At 56.2% G+C, this 24,483-nt stretch carries 22 protein-coding genes and 1 tRNA gene; 11 read left to right on the top strand and 12 right to left on the bottom strand.

The features are described 5' to 3' along the window. The coding region (locus ACTIDN_RS08430) for a hypothetical protein (protein WP_441376690.1) at positions 1 to 805 on the top strand (805 nt) is incomplete at its 5' end. Positions 806 to 1,552: 747 nt separating this feature from the next. Here the strand turns inward: ACTIDN_RS08430 and ACTIDN_RS08425 are convergent. The 4 genes from ACTIDN_RS08425 to ACTIDN_RS08410 all read right to left on the bottom strand — a co-directional run bounded on the left by ACTIDN_RS08425 (position 1,553) and on the right by ACTIDN_RS08410 (position 3,439). Further along, a tRNA-Ser gene (locus ACTIDN_RS08425) sits at positions 1,553 to 1,643 on the bottom strand. A gap of 66 nt (positions 1,644 to 1,709) precedes the next feature. Then, positions 1,710 to 2,366, bottom strand: coding sequence for a phosphoribosylanthranilate isomerase (locus tag ACTIDN_RS08420; protein WP_441376689.1), 657 nt, complete (start codon positions 2,364 to 2,366; stop codon positions 1,710 to 1,712). Beyond that, positions 2,366 to 3,070, bottom strand: a complete 705-nt coding sequence (gene pyrF, locus ACTIDN_RS08415; protein WP_441376688.1) for an orotidine-5'-phosphate decarboxylase — start codon at positions 3,068 to 3,070, stop codon at positions 2,366 to 2,368. The genes ACTIDN_RS08420 and pyrF overlap by 1 nt, the downstream gene beginning before the upstream one ends. 3 nt (positions 3,071 to 3,073) lie before the next feature. Continuing rightward, positions 3,074 to 3,439: a lipopolysaccharide assembly protein LapA domain-containing protein gene (locus ACTIDN_RS08410; RefSeq protein ID WP_415507703.1), complete on the bottom strand. Its 366-nt coding sequence runs from the start codon at positions 3,437 to 3,439 to the stop codon at positions 3,074 to 3,076. 246 nt (positions 3,440 to 3,685) lie between these two features. On the opposite strand from ACTIDN_RS08410, the gene ACTIDN_RS08405 reads away from it, so the two are divergent. From ACTIDN_RS08405 to ACTIDN_RS08380, 6 genes are all read left to right on the top strand, one after another. Beyond that, the gene (locus ACTIDN_RS08405; RefSeq protein ID WP_441376687.1) at positions 3,686 to 4,189 is read left to right on the top strand and encodes a protein-export chaperone SecB; all 504 of its coding nucleotides are present in this window, start codon (positions 3,686 to 3,688) and stop codon (positions 4,187 to 4,189) included. A 57-nt stretch (positions 4,190 to 4,246) separates the two neighbouring features. Then, the gene (locus tag ACTIDN_RS08400) at positions 4,247 to 4,909 is read left to right on the top strand and encodes a glycosyl transferase (protein ID WP_441376686.1); all 663 of its coding nucleotides are present in this window, start codon (positions 4,247 to 4,249) and stop codon (positions 4,907 to 4,909) included. Between the two features lie 181 nt (positions 4,910 to 5,090). Beyond that, complete coding sequence (locus tag ACTIDN_RS08395; RefSeq protein ID WP_441376685.1) at positions 5,091 to 6,488, top strand: dipeptidase; 1,398 nt, start codon at positions 5,091 to 5,093, stop codon at positions 6,486 to 6,488. Positions 6,489 to 6,517: 29 nt separating this feature from the next. Beyond that, a complete protein-coding gene (gene pdxA / locus ACTIDN_RS08390) occupies positions 6,518 to 7,489 on the top strand; it encodes a 4-hydroxythreonine-4-phosphate dehydrogenase PdxA (protein WP_441376684.1) in 972 nt (323 codons plus the stop codon). Then, entirely contained in the window at positions 7,486 to 8,220 is a 735-nt protein-coding gene (locus tag ACTIDN_RS08385; RefSeq protein WP_441376683.1) for a pyridoxine 5'-phosphate synthase, read from the top strand. Before pdxA ends, ACTIDN_RS08385 begins: the two co-directional genes overlap by 4 nt. Positions 8,221 to 8,290: 70 nt before the next feature. Next, on the top strand, positions 8,291 to 9,448 hold the full coding sequence (locus ACTIDN_RS08380) for an MFS transporter (RefSeq protein ID WP_441376682.1): 1,158 nt from the start codon (positions 8,291 to 8,293) through the stop codon (positions 9,446 to 9,448). Positions 9,449 to 9,485: 37 nt separating this feature from the next. Here the strand turns inward: ACTIDN_RS08380 and ACTIDN_RS08375 are convergent, their stop codons facing one another. The 5 genes from ACTIDN_RS08375 to ACTIDN_RS08355 all read right to left on the bottom strand — a co-directional run bounded on the left by ACTIDN_RS08375 (position 9,486) and on the right by ACTIDN_RS08355 (position 14,651). After that, entirely contained in the window at positions 9,486 to 10,589 is a 1,104-nt protein-coding gene (locus ACTIDN_RS08375) for an SMP-30/gluconolactonase/LRE family protein (protein ID WP_441376695.1), read from the bottom strand. Between the two features lie 222 nt (positions 10,590 to 10,811). Beyond that, entirely contained in the window at positions 10,812 to 12,248 is a 1,437-nt protein-coding gene (pyk, locus tag ACTIDN_RS08370; RefSeq protein WP_441376681.1) for a pyruvate kinase, read from the bottom strand. Positions 12,249 to 12,287: 39 nt separating this feature from the next. Beyond that, complete coding sequence (locus ACTIDN_RS08365) at positions 12,288 to 13,298, bottom strand: SH3 domain-containing protein (RefSeq protein WP_441376680.1); 1,011 nt, start codon at positions 13,296 to 13,298, stop codon at positions 12,288 to 12,290. A gap of 88 nt (positions 13,299 to 13,386) precedes the next feature. Further along, a complete protein-coding gene (locus ACTIDN_RS08360; protein WP_441376679.1) occupies positions 13,387 to 13,878 on the bottom strand; it encodes a DsrE family protein in 492 nt (163 codons plus the stop codon). Continuing rightward, positions 13,875 to 14,651: a HesA/MoeB/ThiF family protein gene (locus tag ACTIDN_RS08355; RefSeq protein ID WP_441376678.1), complete on the bottom strand. Its 777-nt coding sequence runs from the start codon at positions 14,649 to 14,651 to the stop codon at positions 13,875 to 13,877. The genes ACTIDN_RS08360 and ACTIDN_RS08355 overlap by 4 nt, the downstream gene beginning before the upstream one ends. A 194-nt stretch (positions 14,652 to 14,845) precedes the next feature. Between ACTIDN_RS08355 and ACTIDN_RS08350 the strand changes: the two genes are divergently transcribed. Next, positions 14,846 to 15,463, top strand: a complete 618-nt coding sequence (locus ACTIDN_RS08350) for a DUF2939 domain-containing protein (protein ID WP_415507692.1) — start codon at positions 14,846 to 14,848, stop codon at positions 15,461 to 15,463. A gap of 98 nt (positions 15,464 to 15,561) precedes the next feature. Here ACTIDN_RS08350 and ACTIDN_RS08345 read toward each other — a convergent pair whose 3' ends face one another. Next, positions 15,562 to 15,795 (bottom strand): DUF3126 family protein, encoded by a 234-nt coding sequence (locus tag ACTIDN_RS08345; protein WP_048837430.1) that lies wholly within the window; start codon positions 15,793 to 15,795, stop codon positions 15,562 to 15,564. Between the two features lie 296 nt (positions 15,796 to 16,091). Between ACTIDN_RS08345 and ACTIDN_RS08340 the strand changes: the two genes are divergently transcribed. The 3 genes from ACTIDN_RS08340 (at position 16,092) to ACTIDN_RS08330 (ending at position 20,958) form a co-directional block, all read left to right on the top strand. Next, complete coding sequence (locus ACTIDN_RS08340) at positions 16,092 to 16,619, top strand: hypothetical protein (RefSeq protein ID WP_441376677.1); 528 nt, start codon at positions 16,092 to 16,094, stop codon at positions 16,617 to 16,619. Positions 16,620 to 17,009: 390 nt separating this feature from the next. Continuing rightward, the gene (locus tag ACTIDN_RS08335) at positions 17,010 to 18,791 is read left to right on the top strand and encodes an alginate export family protein (protein ID WP_441376676.1); all 1,782 of its coding nucleotides are present in this window, start codon (positions 17,010 to 17,012) and stop codon (positions 18,789 to 18,791) included. 175 nt (positions 18,792 to 18,966) lie between these two features. Beyond that, positions 18,967 to 20,958, top strand: a complete 1,992-nt coding sequence (locus ACTIDN_RS08330) for an OPT family oligopeptide transporter (protein ID WP_441376694.1) — start codon at positions 18,967 to 18,969, stop codon at positions 20,956 to 20,958. A gap of 75 nt (positions 20,959 to 21,033) precedes the next feature. Here ACTIDN_RS08330 and ACTIDN_RS08325 read toward each other — a convergent pair whose 3' ends face one another. Together ACTIDN_RS08325 and ACTIDN_RS08320 are read right to left on the bottom strand one after the other, a co-directional pair. Further along, on the bottom strand, positions 21,034 to 21,846 hold the full coding sequence (locus ACTIDN_RS08325) for a mechanosensitive ion channel family protein (RefSeq protein WP_441376675.1): 813 nt from the start codon (positions 21,844 to 21,846) through the stop codon (positions 21,034 to 21,036). Between the two features lie 212 nt (positions 21,847 to 22,058). Next, positions 22,059 to 24,479: a TonB-dependent receptor gene (locus ACTIDN_RS08320; RefSeq protein WP_441376674.1), complete on the bottom strand. Its 2,421-nt coding sequence runs from the start codon at positions 24,477 to 24,479 to the stop codon at positions 22,059 to 22,061. Positions 24,480 to 24,483 lie beyond the last annotated feature (4 nt).

Genomic DNA, 24,483 nt, shown 5'->3' with positions numbered 1-24,483 from the left:
GGTCCGTCTTTCGACGAACGCATCAGGTCAGCGCTATCCGCGCTCACTCACGACAAAAAATGCAACTGTAGTGGTAGGTCGGCAACATGCCGCCAACAGTTTTTTCTTTTCTTACAATTCGTGCGTTTTCGCATCGGGCTCATGGGCCCGAGGGAGACGTGCACCCTTTTGGATTATCTTCATGATCAACGACCACCTGAACAATGCCCTCCCGAACTGGGTCTCCCGCAATCTTTTCCGCGACGAGGACCTGGACCGCTATGCCGCTCTGTCAAAGGAGCTTCTCGTCACGCCGATGCAACAGATGCTCGAGTTCTGCGGTGGCGGCCACGCTCTGGTCGACCGCTACAACCGGGACAAGCCTCTGTGGAAGGCCTTCCGTCAGGCCGCGACCCAGCGCCATACGACACTGCCAGCCTGGCAGAGTGACGTCCGGATCAAAGGTTATCGCATTGAACCCATCGTGGAACTGGCTGTCTATCGTCGGATCGAGCGCGTCAGTCCGCGAACGGTTAGCGTGATGGTTCAGCCGCCTGTCAGAGAGTGCGCTGTCCAGGCGCGGGCCGACTTCGGGCTTTGTATCAGAGGGAAACCCACGCTCTATCTCGAAGTGGTCGGCACCGTCACCCGTGACGGGCGATCGGTCTCGGAAGACACCGAAGCACTCCGTGATGCTATCGAGGAGCGCCTACTTCGCTATGTCGGGACGGCTCCGGTCGAAATCCTTCATATCGATGAGGTGTGCGATCCTGTCGTGCTGACGATGCGTCTGGGTCAGGCTTTTGCCAGAGCTCAAGCCTTGTGAGCGCCTGACTTCAGTGAAAGCGAACGGGGGCGGGCATCAGGACACGCCCCCGTCGGCTCCGGGTCAATGATGGAGCATGATAAATCGTATCAGCAAGGCCACAACGATCACATAGAAAATGAGTGTCTCCAGGGCCACTGGAAGCGGCCGGGAACAGGCGCGACCACGACGCGTTGAACCGGAAGGTCCGCCTGAGCCCGTATCAGGGACATCCGCCCGGATCACCAGTTTGAGGACGTCCGCCAGAAGGAAAAGCGTCTTCCGGCCAAACTTGTGCTTCGGGAGGCGCCCTTCGGCGACGTAACGGTCGACCGTCGCAGCGCAGATAAATCCGCGCGGCCTCAAGCCGGGTGATGAAGGGCCCTAGAGGATCAAACGTCTGTATGTCGTGCACTGCACGTACTCCTCAAGCCATGACGGCCGGTCATCGGTCGTCTTGTCGAACCACACCTTGCCGAGGAGCTGGGGGTGATTAGAACTGGAGGCTGACTTGGGGAGGTACGTAGATTACCCTCATCGAAAAAGGTACATGTGATGTTCTATTGGGGAATTGGGCGAAAAGGCTCCTCGGCGCATTCTTGTTTCGTTCTATCAGAATACACGACGTTCTGCCAACACAAATCGCTCCCACTTATTTTGAAGCCGCTCAAGACCGCAGGGAACCACAAACTATAAGGTGGGACAGATGATGGGAGCACTTAGGCACTTCATCATAACCCGCTGAATTCTTTATGATTTTTTGCTTGTTGGCGGAGAGACAGGGATTCGAACCCTGGGTACGCTATTAACGTACACACGCTTTCCAAGCGTGCGCCTTAAGCCACTCGGCCATCTCTCCGGCGCGGGGTTGGTAATACCAAGATTGACGAAACAGGCAAGAGGAAATTTTAGCCTAAATGCACTTTCAGGCTAAAAACATGCTGCTTCGCGCATTTTGGACGAAGTCCGCAATGGCATCCGGGTTTTTAATGCCGGGAGCACTCTCCACACCTGTGGAGACATCGACTGCCGGAGCGCCAGTCTGGCGAACAGCCTGCGCCACATTCTGAGGGTTCAGCCCCCCAGCCAGCATCCACGGGTAAGTTGGATGCCATCCTGCAAGAAGGTCCCAATCCAGTTGCTGCGCGTTACCGCCGGGGCGGGTTGCATCCGCTGGGGGCTTGGGCTCTATCAGTAAACGGTCCACTGCACAGTGTTGGGGGAGTTCAGCCCGTGTTGAAACAGGCTGAGAAAGCCAGACTGGCAAACCATACTGCTGGCTAATAGCCAACGCACGAGCAGGCGTGGCATAAAGCTGCAAAACATCCAGTGCGACCGTGTTGAGCACGTGCTCAAGGGTTGCATCATCAGGGTGTACAAACAGCCCTACCCTTTGCGGGCCGCCTGTATGGCGCGCAGATAAAGTTGCTGCCTGCGCCGCCGTAATATTACGAGGGGAACGCTCAAAAAAAACGAACCCCACCCAGTCTACTTTTTGCGCAACACAGGCATCAAAACCCGCTTCTTCTGTCAGGCCACAAATCTTGATGCCAATAGTGGCGTTTTCCTTGTGGCCCATCATCAGCCAGCCAGTTCTGCAACAATTGCGGCTGCCGCTGCTGCCGGGTTATCTGACTGCGTAATGGGGCGACCAACTACAATCCAATCTGCCCCGGCATCCCGTGCCTGAGCGGGCGTCATGATACGCTTCTGGTCGCCTGCCTGACTACCTGCCGGGCGAATACCGGGGGTCACAAGCAGGGGTTTGTCTCCCAGCACATCCCGCAATGGCACCAGTTCATGCGCTGAACAGATCAGCCCGTCCATGCCTGCTGCCATTGCCAGTTTACCGAGACGCACCACCTGATCCCGCGCTGTGGCGGCCACGCCAATTTCGTGCAGGCCGTGATCATCCATACTTGTCAGGACTGTCACTGCCAGCAAAGCGGGGCGCTCATGCGCAGGAAACGCGTCATCGCAAGCTTTGCGCGCGGCTTCCATCATGGCACGGCCACCGGAGGCATGGAGTGTCAGCATTTTGGGCCGCAGATGAGATAAAGCCCTTACAGCAGACCCAACCGTATTGGGAATATCATGCAGCTTCAGGTCAAGGAACAGCGGCGCACTACCTGCAACATCTGCCACAGCCTGAAAACCAGCGGCATAGGCAAATTCCAGCCCCAGCTTGATAGCCCCAGCTGAAGGCGCAACGGCCTTAGCCCAGTCTTTGGCTGTTGCAGGGTCTTGCGTATCAAGGGCGGCAATCAGGCCGGTTTTGCGTGTCATGGATTATATCAGGTCTTCTGAAGGGGGTGGAACAATGGTGCCAGATGCGGCGTGTGGCGCATTCAGCGCATCGACTGGGCCACGTACAGGGGCCTGCGCAGCAGCAGCGGCCTGAATTTGTGCCACCTGCGCCTCAAGCTCACGCACACGCTGCTCAGCCTTGCGAGCACGCCGGCGCTGCCCGAATTCAGCAACCCAAAAACAGAAGGCCCCTGCCAGAAACCCAACAGCCGCTACACTGAGCGCCAGAACGCCTATGGAGGATTTCCAGCTATAAGTGAGCATCCACATATCCTGTGGATCCTGATTACTGGCACTGAACACCACAAGTGCAAGCAGGAACGGAACAACAACGATCAGTCTTATCATATTTTTCTCCTAGCCTCAGGCTGGGGTAAGCGCAAGAAAAGTGCAGACTGGAAAGTGTTGGCAAAAAGTAAAACAGCTATAACATAGTCTGATGTAACGCTCTGCTCTTCTCTTTCTATGCATTACAAACTGAGAGTTGGGTCTCGCACTTCCAGAACTTATCTGTTACTGCTGCTGCATCTTTAAGTCATTCTTTTTTCCTACCATCACTTTAGTGCCGCCGCACCCTAGGAGCTTTTCCATACTATGACTGGCCGTAAACAGCATTTAGCGGATTCCCTTGGCGGAAGCACAAATACCCCTTCCACACCAAGCATGCTGGTAGGTATTCAGTACAGTAAAGCGGTGATGTTTCAGGTTTACAACGCCCCTGCCGTTTACACCAGAACACAGGAACGGCCCCATACAGCAATTGTGGTGGACGTAAAAGCCAACCAACTGGCCGAAAACCAGCCCAGCTTTGAGGTAGAACTGATCCTGCGTTGTCAGGGCCAGAACAACCCTATGAGCAGTGAGGAAAAAACGGTAGTCCTCTTTGAAGCCTCCCTCACGTATGCTGGTATTTTCACTCTTCAGAACTCAACACCGGAAACGCTTGAGCCGCTGCTCCTGATTGAAGCCCCGCGCCTGCTTTTTCCTGCAGCGCGCAATCTGATAACGACGCTGAGCCGTGAAGCTGGTTTCCTGCCAATTGTTATTCAACAAATTGATTTTGCAGAACTGTGGCGCAGCCGCCGTGCGGCACGCTGAGCACACCTTTTCTTTTTGAACGCTCTCCCTCCCTTTTGTATGTAGAAGGTCTGGCGTATGACGAAACCGTTGCTCAAACCCCTGTGGCACGATTTTGATGCGGCATGGTATCGGACCGCCTATAAAGACGTGCTGGGGGAGGCTCTCTCCCTGCCAGATGAAGGGCTCCAGCACTGGTACGAAACGCAGGGGGCTTTCTCCGGCCACTCCCCCAACCCGTATTTTGATGAAGAATGGTACCGGCGCAATTGCGCCGATGCGCTGGAGGGTGTTTCCAATCAGACTTACCGCTCCGGCTTTGAGCACTACTGTAAACGTGGTTACAAAAATCAGTCTCCACACTATCTGTTTTCAGAACGCTATTACATTAAGCAAGGTGAAAACCTGACGCCCAGCGCTCTGATGCAACAGGGTTACAAAAATGGATATGATCATTATTTGCGCGTAGGGGCTGCTGAAGGGTTACAGGGGCACCTGTTTTTTAACCCCGCCATGTACCAGAAGCATCGGGCCACTGATGACGGGCTGGAGGCACTCGCTCCGTTTCGGCATTTCCTGCTGGCAGACCGGTCCTTGCCAGACCGCGTGGCATTATCTGAATATTTTGACCCCATCTGGTACGCAAAGGCTACCCCGCAGTCCCACATCATGGTGGAATATGGGTACGTCCCTAACCTGTTGTATTATTTTTTGAGTGACTTCACCCCCAACGGTTTCTGAAACACCACCCTGCACGCAATAAAAGTGCGTCAAAAGTTCTCCCACTGGGCTGGTATGTCTTTTTGTGCCCGTCCTGAACTCTGAACTTTTGAAACACCGTCTTACGGTATAGTAGTGTTTTACAGCGGGTTGCTCCGTGCAACCCACACCGTTTCAAGACCTTGCAGGGGATAGACTACTCATGACCATACAGGCCGCGCTGTCTGAAGCAGATAAAGGGCTGGATGCCAGCCTGAACCGGCTTTTTGACCTGCTGCGTATTCCCAGCATTTCCACACAGGCAGACCATACGCCAGACTGCCGCAAAGCTGCCGAGTGGCTTGTAGAAACGCTTAAAACTATCGGCTTTGATGCCAGCACGCGGGAAACACCCGGCCACCCCATGGTTGTGGCACACGCCAAAGGGCCTGCCGGTGCGCCGCATGTGCTCTTTTACGGGCATTATGACGTACAGCCTGTTGACCCGCTGAACCTTTGGCATTCCGCACCCTTTGAGCCTGTTCTGGTTAAAGGCCCCACAGGCGAGCAGGAAATTACGGCCCGTGGCGCAGCGGACGACAAAGGTCAGGTCATGACCTTTGTAGAAGCCTGCCGCGCCCTGAAACAGGCGGATGGCACCCTGCCCCTAACCGTAACCATGCTGATAGAGGGCGAAGAGGAATCTGGCGGAGCCAATCTTCTACCCTTTCTGGAAGCAAACCGGGACGAGCTGAAGGCCGATGTAGCGCTTATTTGCGACACAAACATGCTGGGCCGTGGCCTGCCTGCCATCACCACCATGTTGCGCGGTATGGTGGGCGAGGAAGTCACCATTACCGCCGCGACACGGGACCTGCATTCCGGCATGTACGGCAATGCGGCCCGCAACCCCATTCAGGTTCTGTGCGATATTCTCTCCGACCTGCGTGATGGCGCAACCGGCCGTGTAACGCTGCCTGGTTTTTATGAGGGTGTGCCGGTTATTCCGGAAGAAACCCGCGCCATGTGGCGCAAGATTGGCCCCAGCGATGCTGACAGCCTCGGCCCGGTTGGTTTGCACCTTCCTGCGGGTGAGGCTGGTTATACCGCGCTAGAGCAGACATGGAGCCGCCCTAGCTGCGAAATTAACGGCATTAGCGGTGGGTATGAAGAAAAAGGCTTCAAGACGGTTCTGCCCTCCAAAGCCATGGCCAAGGTCTCTTTTCGCCTTGTAGGCGATCAGGACCCGGACAAAATTCGCGCAGCTTTCCGCGCCCATGTGCAAGCCCGCCTTCCTGCTGACTGCTCTGTAGAGTTTGAAGAACATGGCGGTTCACGCGCCAGCATTGTTGCAGGTGATATGCCCTTCCTGCCGCCTGCCCTTAAAGCATTGGCAGCAGAATGGCAGCAGGAAGCAGCGGTTATTGGCTGCGGCGGCTCTATTCCTGTTGTGACGGAAATACAGCACGCTTTGGGCATGAACTCCCTGCTGATCGGTTTTGGGCTGGATGATGACCGGATTCACTCCCCCAACGAGAAATATGACCTGAGTTGCTTCCATAAAGGCATCCGGTCATGGGTTCGTGTGCTGTACGCCCTGACCGGGCAGGCTCCGGAATAACCTTCCACCTCAAAACACCAAGGACAATCATGCTGGTTCTGACACAGGGCGACCCTGCCGGTATTGGGCCGGAAATTACCGCCAAAGCTTGGCAGGCTACCCGCCAGCATGGACCTGCCTTTGTGTTTTTAGGCGCGCCGGAACTGCTACACCCGTTTGTACCCGTGCAAACTGTTGCAACGCCGGCAGAGGCTGCCGCTATTTTCCCGCATGCACTGCCAGTGCTGCCGCTAGAACTGGCCACCCCCGCACTGGCTGGCCAGCCAGATAGCCGTAATGCCCCTAGTGTTATTGAAAGCATAGCCCGCGCTGTTGCACTGGTGCAGCAAGGGCAGGCCTCCGCTGTCGTGACCAACCCTATTAGCAAAGAGGTTGTGCAAAAAACAGGTTTTGCGCATCCGGGCCATACTTCCTATCTTGCCGAACTCTGCAATGTGCCGGGACAGGATGTCATGATGCTGGCAGGCCCGTCACTCCGGGTTGTGCCGGTTACTGTGCATGTGGCGCTGCGTCAGGCCATCCAGCAGCTTTCCATAGACCTGATCATCCGGACCGCGCGCACTGTAGCGCAAGGGCTACAGCGTGACTTCGCATTACCCTCTCCACGCATTGCCGTAGCAGGCCTGAACCCGCACGCTGGCGAAAATGGTCTTATGGGGACAGAGGAGCGGGATATTATTCTGCCCGCCATTCGCGCCCTTCAGGCTGAGGGACTGAACATCACAGGCCCTTACCCGCCAGACACACTTTTCACGCCGCAAGCGCGGGAAAAATATGATGTAGCACTCTGCATGTATCATGATCAGGGCCTTATTCCGCTTAAAACGCTGGATATGGCTGAGGGCGTGAATGTGACACTCGGTCTGCCGATTATCCGCACCTCCCCTGACCACGGCACGGCGTTTGATATTGCTGGCCATAATAGCGCTGACCCATCCAGCCTGCTGGCGGCACTCCGGCTTGCTGCAACACTGGTCCATAACAGAAAGAACACCCCATGAGCGTTGCCCACCGCCCCGCCATTCGTCTTGGTGTCAATATTGACCATGTGGCCACTGTTCGTAATGCCCGCGGCGGCCACCACCCTGATCCGGTAGCGGCTGCCCTGCTGGCACAAAACGCCGGGGCTGACGGCATTACAGCGCATTTGCGTGAAGACCGCCGCCATATTCGGGACGCAGACCTTAAACATCTGCGCGAACAGCTTACCATACCCCTTAATATGGAAATGGCTGCAACTGATGAAATGGTACTGATTGCCAGCACCCTGCTCCCCCATGCCTGCTGCATTGTACCCGAACGGCGTGAGGAACTGACCACAGAAGGCGGCCTGAATGTTGCTGACCACCTTGCCAGCCTGACCCCAAAGGTTCAGGCCTTGGCTGCCAAGGGTATTCGGGTCTCATTGTTCATTGACCCTGACCCCGCACAAATTGAAGCCGCCATAAAAACGGGCGCACAGGTCCTGGAATTACACACAGGCGCTTACGCGGAAAACCATCCCGGTGAGTTGGAACGCCTGCGTGCCGGGGCCGCTCTGGCCCATGCAGGCGGGCTGGAAGTCCATGCAGGCCACGGTCTGACTTATAAAAATGTTGGCCCCATTGCTGCCTTGCCGGACATACGGGAACTCAATATCGGGCACTTCCTGATTGGTCAGGCTATTTTTGATGGACTGCCCGCCGTTATAGCGGAGATGCGCCACCAGATTGCCCGTGCAACCACACCTTAACGCACTGCACTGACTGCCCACAACCCACGCGGACTTTGCCTGAGCAGGACAGACACGATAGAGACGTGACATGCCTCACTCCATTGCACGTCCGCGCGCCGCTCTGTCTGTCCTGCCTTTGCTGTCACTTATGGCTGTAGGGTGTATTTTTGGTCTGACTTACGGCCTCAGCGCCCCGCTTTTCACACTGGAATTGACGGAAAAAGGCTACGGCCCGCAATTTATTGCGGCAAATGCCATGATGCATGCGGTGGGTGTACTAGCCATTGCCCCTTTCCTGCCGCGCGTTGCCGCACGGTTTGGCCCTAAACGGCCTTTAACACTGGCACTTGCCACAATTATGTGTGTGCTTGTCGCCATGCCTTTAGTGCCCTCCGTATGGATGTGGTTTCCACTCAGATTAGCCCTCGGTACCGCGACCGAGGTTCTGCTTATCCTGTCTGAAAGCTGGCTAAACCATCTGACGCCGGACGAAAGCCGTACCCGCACCATGGCTCTGTATGGCATCACCCTCTCACTGGGCTTTGCCGCCGGACCATTTATTCTGGCGGCAGTGGGGCGGCACGGCTTTGCCCCCTTTGGCATAAGCGCAAGCTTTGTTTTGCTGGCCCTTATTCTGATCTGTATGCCGTGGATGCAGAACCCCAAGCTGGAAGCTCCCCAACATCGTGGCCTTTGGCGTTATGTAAAACTGGCACCCATTGCCATTGGCGTGACCCTTCTTATGGCCATGCTGGAAGCAGCGGGATCATCCTTCCTGACACTGTATGCCATCCGCAATGGGTGGGCTGAGCAAGCGGCCACACTGCTCCTCACAGCCATGTTGTTAGGGGCAATAGTGCTTCAGTTCCCGCTAGGGTGGCTGGGCGACCGTATGGACCGCCGTAAGCTGATGATTACGCTTGGCACAGTCTCTTGCCTTGGGGCTTTGCTCTGGCCATGGGGCATTGCCCACCACGGCTGGGCCTATGGTATTCTCTTTGTTTGGGATGGCCTGTTTGCTGCCCTATATATGCTGTCCATGTCTGTTGTAGGCAGCCGATTTCAGGGCGGAGACCTCGTCTCCATTTATGCGGCCAGTTCCGTTGCATGGGGTGTGGGAGCGTTTGTAGGGCCAGAACTAGCAGGCACGGCACTTGAGTTTGCGCCGCACGGTCTGCCTTACTTTGTTTCAATAGTGTGCGGACTGTTTACGCTCCTGCCGCTTTTTCTGAAAAAAAGCGCCTGATAAGCAGGACAGTCTGGCAAGATTACCGCAGGCCTTCTCAGGATGGGCCTGCGCCTTGTGTATTCACTTGCAACCGGTAGAGTGATTCCCCTGCACACATAAACAGCCAATTCCGTTTAGGGCCGCCAAAAGTCAGGTTGGACACACCTTGCGGTAGCCGGATACGCCCGATCAGATGGCCCTCCGGATTGAAGACAAAAACGCCGCACAGCCCAAGTGGGCCGCTCACGCCACACCACAGATTGCCAAAGATATCGGTTTTCATCCCGTCTGGCCCCATCTGCACCCCTTGATAGCGCATATTGGTGAACAGCCGTGGGTTGCCCAGAGTATGGTCCGGTTGCACGTCAAACACATGCACGCCCAAATCTCCATCATGCCCATTTCCTCCAGCCTGCCGACCGGAGGAAATAACATACAGGCTCTTATGGTCTGGTGAGAAACACAGACCATTAGGGTTGGGGAGTTGCTGCTGTGTCAGCACAGCATCAATCCGGCCGGACGGATCCACCCTGAAGGTGTGGTCGGCCTGACGCTTGGTGCCACCTATGGCGCCAATGAGTTCGGACCCGATACGCCAGCGAATACGCCCGTCTGGATTAGCTTCACCCCCCGGTTCATCAGCATGGCCTTCGGTAAATCCGGTGCCATAGCTGGGGTCTGTAAACCAGATACTCCCATCAGGATGAGCCACAACATCATTAGGCGAATTCAGGGGCCGGTTTTCGTAATGGTCTGCCACCACATGCACGGAGCCATCATGCTCCCACCGGATAACCCGGCGAAAGAAATGCTCACAGGAAATCTGCCGCCCTTGATAATCAAAACAGTTCCCATTGGCGTGGTAGGATTCCGGCCGGAAAAGGGTAACCTCTCCCGTCTCCCATAAATACCGGTACTGTCGGCTGGTGACGGTATCACTCAAAATAAGATACCGTCCCTCAGAACTCCAGGCGGGGCCTTCCAGCCACGTGCCCTGATCCCACACGCGGTGCAGCGTTGCTGCGCCAAACAGCAGATCACGGAAAGAGCGGTCTATAACCACCACGTCCGGGTCTGGTGTGTAAGACGGCGGCGCACTCGGCCCCCACTGGCGCGGCGGCGTGGTTGTAACATCTGGCGGGTGGGCAGTATCTGCCATTTCAGGAGCCGGGGCCGCACCGGCAACAGCCAACCCCGCTGAAAAACAACCAAGACCCTGTATAAGGGTACGCCGTTGCAGGTGTGTGGTGGCTGCCTTCATGCTGTCTGTTACGCTCCTGCCGTCCTTACCGCCGCTCTTAGCCCGGCATACCGTGGTGCGCCCGCCCTGTCACGCACCCGGCCCGCACATCTGACCCAATGAAGGGTCTTGCCGAACAGATCAGGGTATTTTTGCAACGCGCAGCAGGTTGGTTGACCCTGCCACACCAAAGGGTACGCCAGCAGCAATAACGATGGAATTACCCGTCCCGCCAATGCGAGCCTTGGCTACAACAGCCTGAGCTGTTTCCACCATTTCTTCCACACTGGTGACAGGTTTTGTGCTTTCTCCCACAAAGGCCCGTACACCCCACACCAATGCCATACGGCGGGCTGCCTCATGCGTAGGTGTCACACCTATAACCGGGCAGAGCGGCCGTTCCCGCGCAATGCGGAAAGCCGTGGCCCCACGGTGCGTATAGGCCATAATGGCCGCAGCTTTGAGGGTATCCGCCACCTGCTGGGCTGCACTGGCAATGGCATCCGCCACATAATCTTCCGGTGCCAGACGGGCTACTGCCATCATGGACTGCCATTCCGGGTCCTGCTCAGTCCGCCAGATAATGCGGTTCATGATCTGCACAGCTTCACGCGGGTATTGCCCCGCAGCGGATTCCGCAGACAGCATGACGGCATCTGCCCCATCAAACACGGCTGTTGCCACATCTGACGCTTCAGCCCGTGTAGGTGTTGGTGCGGAGATCATGCTCTCCAGCATCTGGGTCGCCACCACAACCGGCTTACCCAGTTTCCGTGCCTGACGGATAATGCGTTTTTGAGCCAACGGCACATTTTCGGGCGGCAGTTCTACGCCCAAGTCTCCACGGGCAACCATTACGGCATCTGTCAGAGCCAGAATGGCCTCCAGATTATCCATGGCCTGTGGTTTCTCAAGCTTGACCAGCAGGTTGGCGCGCTCGCCAATAAGGGCACGAGCCTCGCTCACATCTTCAGGGCGCTGTACAAAAGACAGCGCAACATAATCCACCCCTAACCCAAGGGCGAAAGCCAGATCACGGCGGTCTTTTTCCGTCAGGGCCGGAATGGGCAGTGTAACGTCAGGAACATTCACGCCCTTGTTGTTGGAAAGCACACCCCCAACGTCCACACGGGTGTCCAGCCAATCCGCGCCAACATGCTCGACCACCACGGCCAGTTTGCCGTCGTCCATCAGCAGGCGGCTACCGGGTTTGGCTACTGCAATAATTTCCGGGTGTGGCAATTGCACGCGGGTTTCATCCCCCGGTGCATCGGACAGATCGAGGCGAAAGGCCGCTCCTTTTTCCAGCAGGACCTTGCCAGCTGCAAATTTGCCAACCCGCAGCTTGGGGCCTTGCATATCTGCCAGAATACCAATCGGCTCACCCAACTCAGCCTCCACACGCCGCACAATGGCGTGGCGGGCCGCGTGGTCATCATGCGTGCCGTGGGAGAAGTTGAAACGGAAGACGTCTGCCCCGGCCAGAGCCAGATCACGAATGGTCTCGTAATCTGTGGAAGACGGGCCAAGAGTGGCAACAATTTTGGTCCGGCAATGAAGCGCGTGTGTTGTCGGCATGGTCTATCCTGTTCCTTGTTCGGCCTTCAGGTGGCGGTATCAGGAAGGGGCGATCACCTCTTCCGCGTCCACACCCCAGATCGCATGGCGCTGGACCCAGCCACTATATTGCTTGACGGACACCCTGCACCAGTCTGAACCAGCTGCACACTCCTTGACCGAGCCAATCGTACCCGGTTTGAGAATGGCAACAACCGGAGACTGGTCATTGCTGGCATTGTGCATCAGCACGCTACCGGGAAGGTCTTTGGCCTCGGCTGCGCTGGCAACAGTGCCCAGAACACGGCTGTCCATATGACCGGAGGACGCGACTTTTGCGCCGTTCTGGTCCGTTTTTTCCACCAGTGGCGCCTCGTCTCCCGCTGGCTCACCGGGAACCATGAAGTCCCGCCCGCCGGAGGCCGTAGCCTGCTGCACCCAACCTTTCTGGCCTGTGGCATCTTCCACCAGACGCCACACATCAAATTCACGTTCAATGCGAACGGGCATGCCACGGCGATGGTAAACCCACAGAATTGGGAAACGACGCCCCGGCCCTGCACGCAAATTCACCTCATCCGCACGCAGGGACGCATAGCGGGGCAATGGCAGGCCGGTCACGGCCCCTTTGCTCTGATCTTCCAGTGAGGGAGGCGGCACAGGGGGTTGAGCCCCGGCTGCGTCTGCAGCAGGGGTAGCCGCTGCAGCACCTGCACCTACAGCTGCGGCCGTACCGGCCCCGGCAAGAGCGGCTTTGGCGGCACGATGTTTATCGGCTTTATGGTGGGCCGCTGTATGCTGGGCCTTGGCCGCATGGGCAGCACTTGCGCTGTCATCATGCTTCAGGTGTTTGGCAGCGGCTTTTTTCTGCGCTTCAGCCGTCTTACCAGCCGCCTTCTTTGTAGCGGCTTTCTTCTTGCCTGCTGCATCATGCCGGGCCCCTGCATGGGCGTGATGCTTATGAGCTTCAGGCTTCTTGTCAGCAGCGTGGGCCGCAGACAGAGCCACAAAACAACCTGCCATGCAGGACAGCAGACGAAAGCGGTAAGAGAGGGAAGATTTGAACATCATGGCTGCATCCCTGCCAAGAGCGGACCGTGGCGGCAAGAGGCTAGCTGCATGATGCAGGGGCCACAGCCACCATAAGCGTGCATGACCCTTAGAAAACCGCCAGCCGGGCGGTCTGCGTCTGGTCCAGAAAAGTGGGGAGGCCAACACAGCTTACATCAGCAACAAGGGCTTCCTCTGTCAGTCGCACAGCTTTCAATCCGGAGTCGCAAACCATGAGGGTGGCTTCCTCAAAATCCAGCAGGGCTGTGCGTAAATCATCAAGGCCAGCTATGCCTGCCTCCTGCCGTGCGGCATCACGCTCTGGCTGTTCCAGCCCGTCCCAGTTTTTACAAAAGGCTGCAACACCCGCCCCCATACCAAAAAGCACAACCTGCTGCCCGAGCGCGCAGGCCGTAACAGCCAGCATGAAGGCCGCGTGCAGACGCTCGTACCGAGCTTCTACAATCATGATAGCCAACTCACACCCACCTGCATCCCCCTGCGGTATGGCTACAGAGAGACCAGACACCCCAACCGGCGGCTGGGCTGGATGAGCAGGAAAAGAAACCGGCGGCGTACGGGAACCAGTAGAAATACTCATGCGCAAACATCCTGTTCAGGCCCGCACACCGGGCATGTGGGGTCCCGGTGCAGGGCGATGGTTGTAAAGCGGGTGGACAAGGCATCCCACATCAGGAGCCGCCCGGCCAGAGAGGTTCCCAACCCCAGCAGTTCTTTCAAAGCCTCGGTGGCCTGCAAGGTGCCCATAACGCCAGTTACTGCACCAAAAACACCTGCGTCACTACAACTCAGGCCGTCAGCCTCTCCGTCTGTCTGCGGATACAAACAATGATAGCACGGCCCACCCTGCCAAGGGCGGAAGGTAGAAAGCTGCCCCCCAAACCGCTGCGCGGCTGCTGAGACAAGCGGTTTACGCGCCCGCACACAGGCTGCGTTAACCAGATAGCGGGTGGAAAAATTGTCACATCCGTCACACACAAGGTCATACTGGCTGACAAGCTCATCCACCGTATCGGGGCTTAGGCGTACAGGCCACGTGTCTATCTGAATATCCGGGTTCAAGGCTGTCAGCCTGCTTTTGGCAGACTCGACCTTACGGTGCCCGACTGTTGCTGTGTCATGCAGAATCTGACGTTGCAGGTTGGAGAGTTCCACCACGTCATCATCCACAAGCCCGATGCGGCCCACCCCGGCAGCAGCGAGATAGAGGGCCGCGGGAGACCCAAGGCCACCAGCCCCAACAATCAGTACAGATGCGGCACGTAGGGCAGCCTGCCCTGTCCCTCCCACTTCCGGCAACAGAATATGGCGGGAATAGCGCTGAATCTCGTTTTCAGTGAAGTCCAGCGTCATGTGTGTGCATCCTTATATCTGTCTTAAGCACCGTGTCAGGCTCTGCCTCCGGCTGATGGAGAGCCTGACCCCGCCCTCCTCATACTCCCCTCATGCCGCAGACAAAATTATGAATTTTTTGTCATAGAACTGGAAGCTGGTTCGCGCGTCTGTTATAGGTGGAATGTCAATTAAGCATAAGAGGATTGCATTTTATGAGCCCCTTCACCTCAGTCGGACACTTCGCTGCCCGGCCTGCCGGTCTGCCTTTGCGCCAGACAGCGCGTAAGGTGTGTATTGGGGCCTCAGTTGCAGCATTTGGCCTGTATCTGGCCTCCCCCTTTGCGGCGCTGTGGAGCATAAGCTCCAGCATTCAGTCCCATGACATGAAAGCGCTTGGCAGCGCCATTAACTGGGGCCTGCTGGATGCTTCCATCAAGCAGCAGGCACTCTCTGGCATGCATTTGCTCCAACCTGCGTCTGACGAACTGCCGGAGTTCGGCTCTTCCTTCGCGTCCACAGCGGTTTCCAACGCGGTGGATGTACATGTCTCTCAGGCAAACCTTGGTACGCTGGTGGATGAAGCTATACCCGCCGTAAACCAGACCACGCATGACACATCGGCGCTTTCCAGCCTCATCAGCCACGCCTCCTTCCGGTTTGCGCGGCTGGACCAGTTTGAAGTGCAGGTGCCACTCCCGGGCCACCAGAACGAGACACCGCTGAAAGTTGAAATGCGTATTGAGAACTGGCGTTGGAAAGTTACCAAAGTGGAATTCCCCACACAGCGTACGCCAACCCTTACGGCCTCTGCATCGCCTTCCAACGCCTGAGGGACTAAAGGTCTAACCGCATAAAAAAAGGCGGCACCGGTAGAAAAACCGGGCCGCCTTTTTTATTGGGTTGAAGGCCCAAAGGCCTTGCCTACCCCTTATTTTTCTGCGGGAAGGTCTTCTTCCAACAGCACCATGTTGATGGCGTAGGACACTTCGCCCTCATCATCATCACGGTGAATGGTGCCAATGACCTCACCATTTACAGCGAGTTCAACAGACATGCCTGCGCGCGGTGGTGGGTTAACGGTAAGGCCGGGAGAGCCCAGCAGACGGCGCAAAGACACCTGCAAACGCGCAATTTCGGAAGGAGAAGGGGTGCTGCCGCTCATGGAGACTCAATCCTCGAAAGGTGTGGGTTAAAACAAGTCTGCCCCAAGAGTGACGGCACTGAACGAGCAGGCGGTCACCCCAAAGACATGACTTAATGCGCCCGCTATAGGACACCCCTCCCCTTGGCCGCAACCTTTCCGTGTTGCTGCCTTCACTGCGCCATTTTTTTCCGGCCTGCTGGCGTTCCTACCACGTTGCAAGACCAAACTGCGGACTTCAGATGGCCTGTAGGGGGCAAACCGGTACTCACCAGCATCCCACCAGACCATTTTTGTTGAAAAAGGAGCCTGACATTATGCGCCTTGCCAGAACCTCAGTCCTTTTCCTGCTGATTGGCGGGGCTATCGGTGCGCCTTTGCTGTCCCTGAGCACGCATACCGCCCCCCCGATAGAGCGGGCACCAGCAGAATCGTCTTCACAGCATCTGTTACAAATGATTGAGAGCGATGGCGCACGGCAGACGGCTGAAACGCTCAGCCATGATCATAAATGGTCGGAAGTTCGGCAGGCCGTAACATCTGGCCAGCCTGACGCAGCCCGAGTAGTGCCTGAGCTTATGCCGCTAGCTGACCCCGGCACAGCACGCTCCCTGCAACAGGCCATGCGCACAACCCTGCCCCGCCACCCGGCCACTGTTCTTGCAGCAACAACGGAGGACAAGGGTATGCCGCTTAGTACGGATACTATTTGCAAGCCTGTGGGCATGAACGCCGTGTGGCGCGCACAGGTCAAACGCGCTGTCACAGACGTGCATGACCTGCGTCTGGCAGTACGCGCCAAACATTGTCTGGATGCGCTGGGCACAACACCCCGCGCATCCTGAACAGCAAGTAAGTCCCTGTATAAATTCAACCGCCACACGCAATTGCGATATGACAGACGCTCAAAACAGGCATACCTATTCAGCAGGTCAGAAAAAACAAAAAGCATAGCCGGAGTTTACTCCTAACTATGCCTCCCAACAGGGGACTGCCTTCTATGTGTGTTTCTTTTGGTCAATGCCACAGCGCTGTTCTCTCTTCTGTATTTCAGCACAGCGGGCACCCTTTGCATCTGTCCGGCTCCGCGCGCCATAGGGCGCTTCATGCCGTGGGCCAGCGCCTTACACGCTAAGCCCTCCGGCCTTTTCCCTCAAAAGTCAGTAAGCGTTGCAGGCTCTTATAAAGGCCAGCCTATGCTTGTTTCTGGACATGATGTTTTTGAGCTTTTTCACATGAAACATAATTGCCTCCCATACTCCCGCATCCTCACAGCCCCGCTCGTTGCTGGGTCCGTTGGCCTTTTGGTCGCGCTTGGCTGCTCTACCACCCTTGCGGCAGAAACAGCGCCTCTGGCAGCGTTTCCGCAGTACCCGCATACACCCACCACGCATAAGGCGTCAGCAAACGGTCAACCGGACCCGCATGGCGCAACGCCTGTTGCGCCCGTAACAGCCACCGCGCCCAGAAGGACAGGTGGTTTCTGGGACAACATGCTCCTGCCCCCTTTGACCAGCCGACCGGAAGCCTATGGTCAGCCGCAGTCTCTGGAACTCAGCCCTTTACCTTCAGCATTGCTGCATCAGGGGCCATGGGGCGTGTTTAACAGCAACACAGGGGCCGCTGCGGGCTTTGGCACTGTTGGGTACTATGCAGTCTCCCGCTGGGCGGAAGACTGGTCGAACCTGCGCGACAAGCGGAACCGCATAGACTGGATGGCCCCACTAAAATACATTCCGCTCAACCAGAGCGGATCTATTTACCTGTCTCTGAGCGGCAACTTCCGTCAGCACAATTTTTATGACCAGAAGGCAGGGTTTGGCACACTGCGCACGGCTCCAGCCTACCGCCAGAACATGCGCTGGAACGCCGGGGCAGACCTGCATTTGGGTGAGCATGTGCGGCTTTATGGGGAACTGCTGAGCGCACAGGCAGGCGGCACAAACTATTATGGCTATGCGGGCGGCCGCTGGCGCAGCAAGCTGGATGCACAGCAGGCCTTTGTTGAAGTGAAAGGCCACGTACTTAACGCCAATATGGGCGTGATGGTCGGGCGCATGACGTTTCTGGATGCACCGCCCTATATTACCGCAGGTTCAGTGTATCCTGCTGTTCCTTATTCCTGGAACGGCGTTCGTGGCTACGCTTTCTGGAAGCGCTTCCGCGTAGATCTGTTTGACCTGACGCTTACCAACAATGCGCCCACCACTGCGTTCCACGATCAGGTTGGCTACCGCACACGCTGGTACGGGGCCTATACGTCCTACGCTGTGCCGGAATTCAAGCTGATGGGCCGCAGTAGCCAGATTTTTGTGGATACGTTCTACATGGGCTATCTGCTGGCCAGCAGCCCAATTACCTCCGCCACCGGCACCATTGCTGGCTCCACACGGCGTGACACGCCCGGAAGCCGCATCTGGGGTAACGCTGGCCCCATTGAATTTTCGCTTGGCGGCATGTGGCAGGGTGGTGAGTTCAGACCTGCCAAGCAAGCCTCCCCCACGCGCGCGGTCTCTGCCTACTCTCTCAATGCTCAAATCTCCTGGCGGTTTGCCAAATGGTGGGGGCGTCCGGCCATTGGCATACAGGCAGATGACATTTCCGGTGGCAATACCCATAAAGGGCCAAACAGCACATGGAACAGCTTTCTCAGCCCGTTTGTGCCCAGCGCCTACTATCTTGATATGAGCACCTATATTGGCAACGCCAACCTGATTGACGTAGGCCCCATTGCCACAGTGGCCACAAGCCGCAACACGACCCTGCTGATGAAGGTACCTGTGGTGTGGCGTAGCTCCACCAATGATGCCATTTACGCAAACTCAACTGCTGCTTACCGCTTCCGCCCCAGCGGCGGGTACACAGCCACCATGCCGCAGGCCAGCTTTACGTGGCGCGCCACACGCCATGTAACTTTCAGCTTGGACGGAGAATATATCTTTGCCTCCAAAGCCATGGTCAAGGCGGGCGCATCATCCGGCGCCTATGTGCAGAGCAACCTTGAACTAACATTCTAAGACAGCTTGCAATACATGAGGGGCAGAGGCCAAAGCGCCTTTGCCCCTTTTTTCATTCCACAAACGGTTCTTTTCAGGGCGACAAACGGGCGCTCACGTTCTATCGAGGAAGAACGCCCCCTGCGTTTGGCAGGGCATTTTTCTGATGACACCAGCTTTTTCACGAGGCCCGCCTATGGCGCACCCCCTGACCCCAAGAGAACTGACCGTACGCGGCCTTATTCTTGGGGCGCTTATTACTGTCGTGTTCACGGCATCCAATGTCTATCTTGGCCTTCGTATCGGCCTGACATTTGCCTCCTCCATCCCTGCTGCGGTTATTTCCATGGCGGTGCTGCGGGCGTTGGGCAACGGCTCCATTCTGGAAAACAATATGGTGCAAAGTCAGGCGTCAGCCGCTGGCACCCTGTCCTGCGTGTTTGCCACCTTCCCCGGTCTGGTTATGGCCGGGCTATGGAGTAACTTCCCCTTCTGGCAGACGGCTGGCTTGTCCCTTGCCGGGGGTATTGCGGGGGTTCTATTCACCATCCCCCTACGCCGCGCTTTGGTGACAGAAAGCGCTCTCCCCTACCCCGAAGGCGTTGCCGCGGCAGAAATTCTGCGAGCCGGAGCGGAAGAAGGGAATAGCAAAAGCCTATCCGCCTTAATAAGTGGCGGGGTCGTGGCCACGCTGTTCACCTTTGCCAGCAATGGCCTGCGCCTGCTGTCAGACAGTGTATCAGTGACAACCAGCGTTGGTAGTGCAGTATTTCAGGCCTCCGGGGGGCTTTCTCTGGCTCTGATCGGGGCGGGGTATCTGGTCGGGTTGGCCGGAGGGCTGGCCATGCTGGTAGGGTGCGTAGTGGCGTGGGGGTTTGGGGTCCCGTGGCTTACTGTTCACACACCCAATACAGACCATTTAACCGCTGCCGCTTTTGCCCAGTCCGTCTGGCTGCATAAGGTCCGCTTTGTAGGTGCTGGTGCTATTGCCATGGCCTCCATCTGGACGTTGATTGAGCTCATGGGGCCGGTTGCGCGTGGGCTACGCTCCATGATGCACGCGCAGCGCACTACAACTGTTATCGAACAGGATAAAGACCTTGGCCCCCGTACACTGGGCGCTTTGCTGGCTGTAACGGTTGTGCTGCTTGGTGGGTTGTTCGCAGCTTTTCTGGCTCCGGTCGCCCACGGCATCTGGCCTGTTGTTACGGCTGCCGTTATTTTCTGTGTGGTGTTTGGTTTTGTCATGGCCGCAGCCTGTGGTTACATGGCTGGCATTGTCGGCTCATCCTCCTCTCCTATTTCCGGCATTGTCATTATTGCAGCCGTGTTGTCTGCCATGATGATTCTGGGCCTTGAAGCCTGTGGCTTGATGCCTGCTGAAATGATGGCCAATGGTCACGCTCTGGCAACGGGCTTTACCATCCTGCTGCTCTCCGCCATTACTGCTACAGCCGCAATTTCCAACGATAACCTGCAAGACCTTAAAACGGGCCAACTTGTTGGAGCGTCCCCCTGGAAGCAGCAGGTGGCCCTGATTGCCGGCTGCGTTGTAGGGGCCGCGGTCATTCCGCCTGTGCTCAATATTTTGTATCAGGCTTACGGGTTTGCCGGGGCCATGCCCCGCCCCGGAATGGACCCGGCACACGCCCTCTCAGCCCCGCAACCAGCCCTGATTGCCATGATCGCCAAAGGCATTTTCACGCAATCTCTCGACTGGTCCATGCTTTCCATCGGGATGGCGCTTGGTGCTGTGCTTGTGGCGGTGGACCTGCTGCTACGCCGCCGGGCTCTGGCTCTGCCTCCTCTAGGGGTTGCAGTAGGCATTTACCTCCCCCCATCCGTAAGTGTTACGCTGGCGGTAGGGGCTATTCTGGGTTGGCTGCTTAAACGCCGTTTGAACCGCCGCCGTATCTCCTCTTTTGCGCCGGATAGCACCATGCCCGCCGCTGCACCGGAGCATGATGCCAGTATTGCCACCATGCTGGCATCCGGCTTCATTGTTGGCGAGAGCCTGACAGGGGTGGCTCTGGCTGTCCTCTCAGGTGCTCTGAGCAAAGAGGATGCGCTCTCCTTGGGAGCATGGGTGCCTGCGCCTGTTTCCGCTGTGGCGGGGCTGGCTGTTTTTTGCGCTATCTGTGTGTGGTTCTGCCGCACAATTCTCAAAGCGGAACCGGAGCACTCCTAAACAAAAAAGGGCAGGCTTTGTAACAGCCTGCCCCTTCCCGTTTGCCTATGGCACCAAAGCCATTGTGCAAGACTACTACGCTGCGGTGCGTGTACTTACGCCCAAGCGGTAGCCTTCTTTTTTAAGAACCTTGATAGCGGCTTCAGAATATTTACCAACCAACGACGTGGCATTTCCAGGAGCGCACCAGAAACTGAGTGACACTGCCACGTTGGCTGGCTGCGGCAGGAACGTTACGGACGGAGCGGGTGTTTTAAGAACCAGCGCATCATCCTGCACCAAGTCCAGAATAAGGGCGCGGGCTTTATCAATATCGTCATTATAATCAATCAAGACTGTAACAGACGCCGCGATGCTATCTGCCTGAGACGAATTGACCAGCACATTGTTTGAGAGTGTGCCATTTGGCACATAAATGAATTTGTTGCTGGCGTCACATAGAACGGTACGAAACATTTCAATGGCAACTACTGTACCGGTGCTCCCGCTGGCAGTAATGGAATCCCCCACCTTGAATGGCCGGAACAGCAGGATGAGCACACCGCCAGCAAAGTTGGCCAAGCTGCCCTGCAACGCCATACCCACAGCCAAGCCAGCAGCACCCAGAACCGCCACGAAGGACGTGGTGGCAATACCAACCATAGAGGCAACGCTGATGAGCAGCAGCGCCTTCAACAGCAGCCCTGCAACGCTTAACAGAAAACCGCGCAGTGTTGGTTCCAGATGGCTGGCTGCCATCATACGATCCAGCGCACGGATAACCATGTTGATAATGGTCCAGCCGATAAGCAACACAATGATGGCAAGGACAACTTGCCCAACATAGGCAAGAACGGTGGGCAGCCAGCCGTTCAACTGGTTCCATAAAGAGTTAACGTGGGTTTCCATACCTAATTCCTGATGATTGAAAGGATCACTTCAAGACGACACTTGTCTGTATGCCAATCAAACGCAGGATGATCAAATTATCAGGCACAAAAATGCGCCCATACCAGTGGTAATACCAGAAAGAGAATTATGATTTTGTTTTATAATATTGTGGAAATATAAAATTGGTGCCGGGGAGACAAAACTCCCCAGCACACACTCTCCGCTATAGTTTAGTAGCTAGCAGAAAGATTGAACAGGAACGCGCGGCCTACAGAGGGTGTCACACGGTTACTGAACAAGTTGCCGTAGTTCAGGCGGTTTGCAAGGTTGTAACCATTCATGGCCACTTTCCAACGCGGCCCGAACTGATGAGACACAACGGCATCAAACTCTACGTTAGCAGGCACCTTGGCTGTATTGGCCGTGTCAAGAAACACGCCTTCACGCCATGTCAGGCCACCACCTACCGTCAAATTGTACGGAGTTTTGGGCGCCACTTCATAAGTGCTCCAGACCGTGGCCTGATTGCGCGGTACAAACTGTATCTGCTTGCCAATATCCGCAAGCGTACCGCCTGTTGTCTTGCTGTCGTAGCGTGCGTAGGTGGCAATCATGGTCCAGTTTTTCAAAATCTGACCGGAAACACTCAGTTCCAGACCTTGGTTGCGCTGTGTATCGCCAGATGATGTCACAGTACCATTGCCCGGGTCGGTCAGAAGCGAGTTGCCTTTTTCCAGACGGAATACGGAGGCGGTAAAGCCAATACGATCATGAAACGCTGAGTATTTTGCGCCAATTTCGTATAGTCTGCTGCGTTCGGGCTCAAATTTTGAGTTTTTGGGTGACAGAGGCTCAGAACTATTCGTGACGTATAAACCCAGCGGCGTAGTAGACTCAGCCCAGTTGAAATACACCATGCTGTGGTCGTTTGGTGTGTACATCAGGCTGACATTGGGGTTGAAGGTATCCTGCTTCTGGCCCAACCGGGTATCTGCCGTGCTGGCCACACCGCCTGTTGCGGCGTAATTGCTGCTCCAGTGGTCCCAGCGAAAACCCGCCTTGACTGAAAACCAAGGAGCCAGCCATGCCTGCTCTGAGAAAAATGCCCCGACATCTGTCGCTGCGCTGGTTTTCCACTCCTTGCGGCCGACACCATTGGGAATATTCACAATGTTTCCGGGATGCAAAGACCCGACACCAACATCCAGCCCCGGCACGTAAGGGTTGGGGTTTAACAGGCTGGTATATTGGCGGCTGGCCGGGTTGTTATAGGCGTAGTTACGGCGGCGGTCGTAAATATGCTCAATATCCACCCCGCCTATCATCTGGTGCTTAATGGTTCCGGTCGTAAAATTGGCAACCGCAGACGCCACATTTTGTACAGACCAGTCATCCTGCTGGTACGGGTTAGGGCCACCTACACCACCAATACGCGATATTTTGGCTGTTTCCGGGTGGCTGGAAAAGAATGCACTGGTGCAGGCCGCGTTACAACCTTCCTGAGAAGCAGAAAAATACCGGCTATAAAGGCCACCGCGCGTATCATTATAAAGGGTAATATGCGGGTTTATTTCCCACTGTAGGCGGCCGGTCAGCATATCCACATTGGATTGTTCCTGATCAAACGTGGTGCCGTACCAGTTGGTCCGTTTAACGCCATATTCCGTAACAGGCTTGCCATAGGCTGTACCGGGTTTGGTTACAACAGGCACACCGTAGTCCGGAATGCGATTATCGGTCTGGTGGAAATATTCGATTGTATAATTGAGTTTTTTACCAAGACCAAAAATAATGGACGGCGCAATACCCCAACGGTGTGAATAAAGCTGGTCTCGCCCTACCATATTACTTTCATTGCCCATGCCAGTCAGGCGTACGGCAATGGTATCTGTAATTTTGCGGTTAACATCCAGCGTACCACGGTAATAAGACCCGCTACCGCCAGAAAAACTGGCATTGATATGGTTACCAGCAGTAGGCGTTTTGGTGGTGATGTTGATGGCACCACCTGTTGTCCCGTTCCCGAAAATTTGGGAAGATGGCCCTTTAATAACAGTTACGTGGTCATAATCAAAACTGTCGCGTGAATAAACACCAAAGTCACGCAAGCCATTTTCGTAAATATCATTTTGTGCGGCAAAGCCCCGGATCAAAAACTGATCCCCGGACATACCACCCTCACCTTCACCGACCGAGGCTGTGATACCCGGCACGTTCTTCAAGGCTTCATCAAGTGACTTAACGTTCTGCTGCTGCATGAGCAGTTGAGGCACCACGTCTATGGTTTGTGGCGTATGCAATACATCCTGCGGCATACGGCTCAGCCCGATGGGGGTGCGGAGCGTGTTCATGGGGGAGGCAACAACTGTCCACTCCTCCGTTTCCGCCCCATTTTCATGAGCGACATGATCAGGCCCGTGGCCCTTTGCATTGCTAAGCGTGGCAGCCGTGGTGCCTGTCGGCACAACGGGGGCCTGCTGTGCCGGAGGGGCTGCTTTTTTTACAGGCGCATGGTGCCGGTGTGTGTGGTCGTCATGATAATGCCCAGACGCCTGCTCCTCCGCGAACGCAGGGGCTACAGAGCACCCCAGAGCCAGACCCACAGCCAAAGGCGTGGGATGAAGAACCCCACGAACACGAGAAACACGCATAATA

Source organism: Acetobacter sp., from assembly GCF_052102375.1.
In the GTDB taxonomy this organism is placed as follows: domain Bacteria; phylum Pseudomonadota; class Alphaproteobacteria; order Acetobacterales; family Acetobacteraceae; genus Acetobacter.
The sequence above is the reverse complement of the archived record's forward strand: the minus strand, read 5'-3'. Positions and strand labels throughout refer to the sequence as shown.

What these genes read in the sequence shown, in the direction of transcription:
- ACTIDN_RS08420 (WP_441376689.1), bottom strand. Translation starts at nt 2,366, where the DNA reads ATGATGGGCCACAAGGAAAACGCCACTATTGGCATCAAGATTTGTGGC.
- pyrF (WP_441376688.1), bottom strand. Translation starts at nt 3,070, where the DNA reads ATGACACGCAAAACCGGCCTGATTGCCGCCCTTGATACGCAAGACCCT.
- ACTIDN_RS08410 (WP_415507703.1), bottom strand. Translation starts at nt 3,439, where the DNA reads ATGATAAGACTGATCGTTGTTGTTCCGTTCCTGCTTGCACTTGTGGTG.
- ACTIDN_RS08405 (WP_441376687.1), top strand. Translation starts at nt 3,686, where the DNA reads ATGACTGGCCGTAAACAGCATTTAGCGGATTCCCTTGGCGGAAGCACA.
- ACTIDN_RS08400 (WP_441376686.1), top strand. Translation starts at nt 4,247, where the DNA reads ATGACGAAACCGTTGCTCAAACCCCTGTGGCACGATTTTGATGCGGCA.
- ACTIDN_RS08395 (WP_441376685.1), top strand. Translation starts at nt 5,091, where the DNA reads ATGACCATACAGGCCGCGCTGTCTGAAGCAGATAAAGGGCTGGATGCC.
- pdxA (WP_441376684.1), top strand. Translation starts at nt 6,518, where the DNA reads ATGCTGGTTCTGACACAGGGCGACCCTGCCGGTATTGGGCCGGAAATT.
- ACTIDN_RS08385 (WP_441376683.1), top strand. Translation starts at nt 7,486, where the DNA reads ATGAGCGTTGCCCACCGCCCCGCCATTCGTCTTGGTGTCAATATTGAC.
- ACTIDN_RS08380 (WP_441376682.1), top strand. Translation starts at nt 8,291, where the DNA reads ATGCCTCACTCCATTGCACGTCCGCGCGCCGCTCTGTCTGTCCTGCCT.
- ACTIDN_RS08375 (WP_441376695.1), bottom strand. Translation starts at nt 10,589, where the DNA reads ATGGCAGATACTGCCCACCCGCCAGATGTTACAACCACGCCGCCGCGC.
- pyk (WP_441376681.1), bottom strand. Translation starts at nt 12,248, where the DNA reads ATGCCGACAACACACGCGCTTCATTGCCGGACCAAAATTGTTGCCACT.
- ACTIDN_RS08365 (WP_441376680.1), bottom strand. Translation starts at nt 13,298, where the DNA reads ATGATGTTCAAATCTTCCCTCTCTTACCGCTTTCGTCTGCTGTCCTGC.
- ACTIDN_RS08360 (WP_441376679.1), bottom strand. Translation starts at nt 13,878, where the DNA reads ATGAGTATTTCTACTGGTTCCCGTACGCCGCCGGTTTCTTTTCCTGCT.
- ACTIDN_RS08355 (WP_441376678.1), bottom strand. Translation starts at nt 14,651, where the DNA reads ATGACGCTGGACTTCACTGAAAACGAGATTCAGCGCTATTCCCGCCAT.
- ACTIDN_RS08350 (WP_415507692.1), top strand. Translation starts at nt 14,846, where the DNA reads ATGAGCCCCTTCACCTCAGTCGGACACTTCGCTGCCCGGCCTGCCGGT.
- ACTIDN_RS08345 (WP_048837430.1), bottom strand. Translation starts at nt 15,795, where the DNA reads ATGAGCGGCAGCACCCCTTCTCCTTCCGAAATTGCGCGTTTGCAGGTG.
- ACTIDN_RS08340 (WP_441376677.1), top strand. Translation starts at nt 16,092, where the DNA reads ATGCGCCTTGCCAGAACCTCAGTCCTTTTCCTGCTGATTGGCGGGGCT.
- ACTIDN_RS08335 (WP_441376676.1), top strand. Translation starts at nt 17,010, where the DNA reads ATGAAACATAATTGCCTCCCATACTCCCGCATCCTCACAGCCCCGCTC.
- ACTIDN_RS08330 (WP_441376694.1), top strand. Translation starts at nt 18,967, where the DNA reads ATGGCGCACCCCCTGACCCCAAGAGAACTGACCGTACGCGGCCTTATT.
- ACTIDN_RS08325 (WP_441376675.1), bottom strand. Translation starts at nt 21,846, where the DNA reads ATGGAAACCCACGTTAACTCTTTATGGAACCAGTTGAACGGCTGGCTG.
- ACTIDN_RS08320 (WP_441376674.1), bottom strand. Translation starts at nt 24,479, where the DNA reads ATGCGTGTTTCTCGTGTTCGTGGGGTTCTTCATCCCACGCCTTTGGCT.